Raw genomic sequence first — 3,052 nt, 5'->3', positions numbered from 1 at the left:
TTGGTTTTATCCTTACGTCAAAAAGAAAAAATCAAAGTGCGCCAACCGCTTCAGAAAATAATGATACCCGTTTTAAACAAAAGTCAAAAGCAGGAAATTCTTGCCGTAGCCGATTTGATAAAAACGGAAGTCAATGTGAAGGAAATCGACCTGATTGACGAAGCTTCAGGGATATTGGTTAAACAAATAAAGCCTAATTTTAAAGTGCTGGGACCCCGCTTTGGAAAAGACATGAAGGCGGTTGCCAATGCCATCACTCAGTTTGACCAAAATCACATAAAAAAAATCGAACAAGAGGGTAAAATATCAGTAGAAATTAAAGGAAAAAGTGTTATTTTGCAGAGCCAAGACGTAGAAATAAGTTCACAGGATATCGAGGGCTGGTTGGTAGCAAGCAGTGATAATATAACCGTTGCACTTGATATAACTATTAGTGATGAGTTGCGTTATGAAGGCATCGCCAGAGAGCTGGTCAACCGCATTCAAAACTTAAGAAAAGATTCCGGCTTTGAAGTTACTGACCGCATTGAAATTTCACTTCAGAAAAGTGAAATTATAGAACATGCACTTCAGCACAATACTGAATACATCAAAACGGAAACATTGGCTGACACCCTGATGCTGAATGAACAAATCAACAACGGATTGGAAATAAAATTTGATGATGTAGAAACCAAAATGGTAATTAAAAAAGTATAGAACATGAGCGAAGAAACAAAAACACGTTACAGTGATGCAGAATTGGAAGAATTCAAAACATTAATATTAGAAAAAATTCAAAAAGCTCAAGAACAGTTAGAACTGATTAAAAGTGCCTATATGAACGACGGTGATAACGGCACAGATGATACTTCTCCCACATTCAAAGCGTTTGAAGAGGGTAGTAGCGTCATGTCAAAGGAGGCTAACTCACAGCTGGCCATTCGTCAGGAAAAGTTCATTAGAGACTTAAAGAATGCGATAGTTCGCATTGAAAATAAAACATACGGTATCTGCCGAGTGACTCAAAAACTCATCAGCAAAGAGCGGCTCAAGCTCGTTCCACACGCGACACTGAGCATTGAGGCGAAAAACATGCAAATGTAAAAATGAAAAAACGCTCAGAAAATGAGCGTTTTTTATTACAATTTTAATCTCACCAAAATGACCCTTAAGCAAGCCGGACTCATTATATTCATCATACTTCTGATTGATCAGGTTTCGAAAATTTACATCAAAACCCACTTTATGCTGGGTGATGGAATCAAAGTTTTTGAATGGTTCAGGATACTGTTTATTGAAAACGAAGGTATGGCGTGGGGAGCACAAATTCCCGGGCAGTATGGTAAACTAGTACTTACATTATTTAGACTGGTTGCAATCGTGTTTATTGGTTACTGGCTTTGGGATTCAGTGAGGAAGAAGATGTCGCGTGTACTTATAGTGGGTATATCCTTTATTTTTGCCGGAGCTATGGGCAACATCATTGACTCGGTTTTTTACGGAGTGATTTTTGACGATAGCTTTCGCAATGTAGCTTCTCTTTTCCCGGAAGGGGGTGGTTATGGAACACTTTTTCACGGTAAAGTGGTCGATATGCTTTATTTTCCCCTCTATCAGGGCTATCTGCCTGAATGGTTGCCGTTTTGGGGAGGTGAGTACTTCACTTTTTTTGACCCGGTATTTAATTTTGCCGATGTAGCCATCAGTACCGGAGTGGGATTACTGATTGTTTTTAATAAAAAAGCTTTTCCGAAAGAAGAAAAAAAGAAACTTTCAGCTAATAACCCGGAGCCAGAAAACTAAAAGGTTCAGAAGGGATATTTCTCAATACCGAATACAAAATAGCCAATCCAAAATAGATAATAATAAAAGTGTTGCTGTAAAAAAGCTTTACGCGAAATTTTGCATCCCACACAAAATTGATGTACTGCACCCCCACGGCATAAATCAGTAACGGTATCGAAAGCACTAAAAATGGATTGTAACCAAAAGCTTTACCAATTTCAAAATGCATCAGATGATGAAGTGCTCGTTGTGACCCGCAACCGGCACAGTACAAATCGGTGGTGTAGTAAAGAGGGCAGGGTAAATAAAATGAAGAATGTGACGGATTAAAGAGGTAATAAACAACAAAGAACACACCCGTAATTAAGACAGGGAGTGTAGCTTTGAACAGTTTTTTAGTATCCGGCAAAAACACCTCCAATTCCCAATAAAACAAAGAAAAGCACATATAGCACAATGCCAATTAATGCAATCGCAGCCCCCCATATAGAGAATTTTTTAGCATCATCGGCAGCTTTTTGAGCCGCTTCATAGTTGCCTTGTGCCCAATATGTATTTACATTTGAAGACTTAATAATTGCTACAATTCCTAAAGGCAAACAGCACAATACAGTACATAATATAGCCCATACAAGATTGTTGTCCGGTGGAGTGGTTGGTTGATTTTCCATGGATATTTAGTTTAAGAGTGAAGAGCTAAGATATAAAAAATTTTAAAAGCGATAAATAATTTTTGGGGTGATGCAAAAATTTAGTGGTACATCAGAGTCGTGAACTGAAATGTTTTCATCTTCAGCTTCAAAAAGTGAAAGCCCGATTTTAATCACATCAGGTCTGCACAGCTTTAGAAAACGGTCATAAAACCCTTTGCCATAACCCACTCGGTTTCCTTTTTTGTCAAAAGCCAAAAGCGGGACAAAAACCACATCAATTTTTTCTTCCGGAAATGGAATGCCATTCTCAGGCTCGGGGATGCCCCATTTGTTTTTTTTTATGGTAGTGTTGTCCATCAATAAAAAATGTGAGAGTGTTTGCTCTTTAAAATTGGTTTTGGGAATAATGATGTTTTTGTCTTTTCCCTGAAGGATGTGGAGTAAATATTCGGTATTGATTTCCCCTTTTTCGGTGATGCTTAAAAAAATATGATAGTTTGAGTGCTGCCAGATGGGAAGTTCTAGGCATTTGTTAGCGATTTCAAGGCTGTTTGATTCCACTTCTTCATTTGAAAGCGTTTCTCTTTTCTTCAGGTATTTTAATCTTAAAACAGCTTTTTCCATATTTGTTA

Annotated in this window: 6 protein-coding genes; 3 read left to right on the top strand and 3 right to left on the bottom strand. The window is 37.9% G+C overall.

Going from position 1 to position 3,052, the window contains the following annotated elements; all coding sequences use genetic code 11:
* The 3 genes from AC6F75_RS13840 to AC6F75_RS13830 all read left to right on the top strand — a co-directional run.
* Positions 1–699: DUF5915 domain-containing protein (locus tag AC6F75_RS13840; RefSeq protein WP_500715674.1), on the top strand; the 699-nt coding region annotated here is incomplete at its 5' end.
* A gap of 3 nt (positions 700–702) precedes the next feature.
* Complete coding sequence (locus AC6F75_RS13835; protein ID WP_500715673.1) at positions 703–1,086, top strand: TraR/DksA C4-type zinc finger protein; 384 nt, start codon at positions 703–705, stop codon at positions 1,084–1,086.
* Between the two features lie 57 nt (positions 1,087–1,143).
* The gene (locus tag AC6F75_RS13830; protein ID WP_500715676.1) at positions 1,144–1,785 is read left to right on the top strand and encodes a lipoprotein signal peptidase; all 642 of its coding nucleotides are present in this window, start codon (positions 1,144–1,146) and stop codon (positions 1,783–1,785) included.
* On the opposite strand, the gene AC6F75_RS13825 is transcribed toward AC6F75_RS13830, so the two are convergent.
* Genes AC6F75_RS13825 through AC6F75_RS13815 form a run of 3 tightly spaced genes read right to left on the bottom strand, consistent with a single transcriptional unit; the run spans position 1,760 to position 3,044 of the window.
* On the bottom strand, positions 1,760–2,122 hold the full coding sequence (locus AC6F75_RS13825; protein WP_500715672.1) for a DUF2752 domain-containing protein: 363 nt from the start codon (positions 2,120–2,122) through the stop codon (positions 1,760–1,762). The genes AC6F75_RS13830 and AC6F75_RS13825 overlap by 26 nt on opposite strands.
* Positions 2,123–2,162: 40 nt before the next feature.
* Positions 2,163–2,438 (bottom strand): CD225/dispanin family protein, encoded by a 276-nt coding sequence (locus tag AC6F75_RS13820; RefSeq protein WP_500715671.1) that lies wholly within the window; start codon positions 2,436–2,438, stop codon positions 2,163–2,165.
* Between the two features lie 42 nt (positions 2,439–2,480).
* Positions 2,481–3,044, bottom strand: coding sequence for a 5-formyltetrahydrofolate cyclo-ligase (locus AC6F75_RS13815; protein ID WP_500715675.1), 564 nt, complete (start codon positions 3,042–3,044; stop codon positions 2,481–2,483).
* Between the last annotated feature and the right edge of the window lie 8 nt (positions 3,045–3,052).

The sequence above is a fragment of the Planktosalinus sp. genome, from assembly GCF_059864935.1.
The sequence above is the reverse complement of the archived record's forward strand: the minus strand, read 5'-3'. Positions and strand labels throughout refer to the sequence as shown.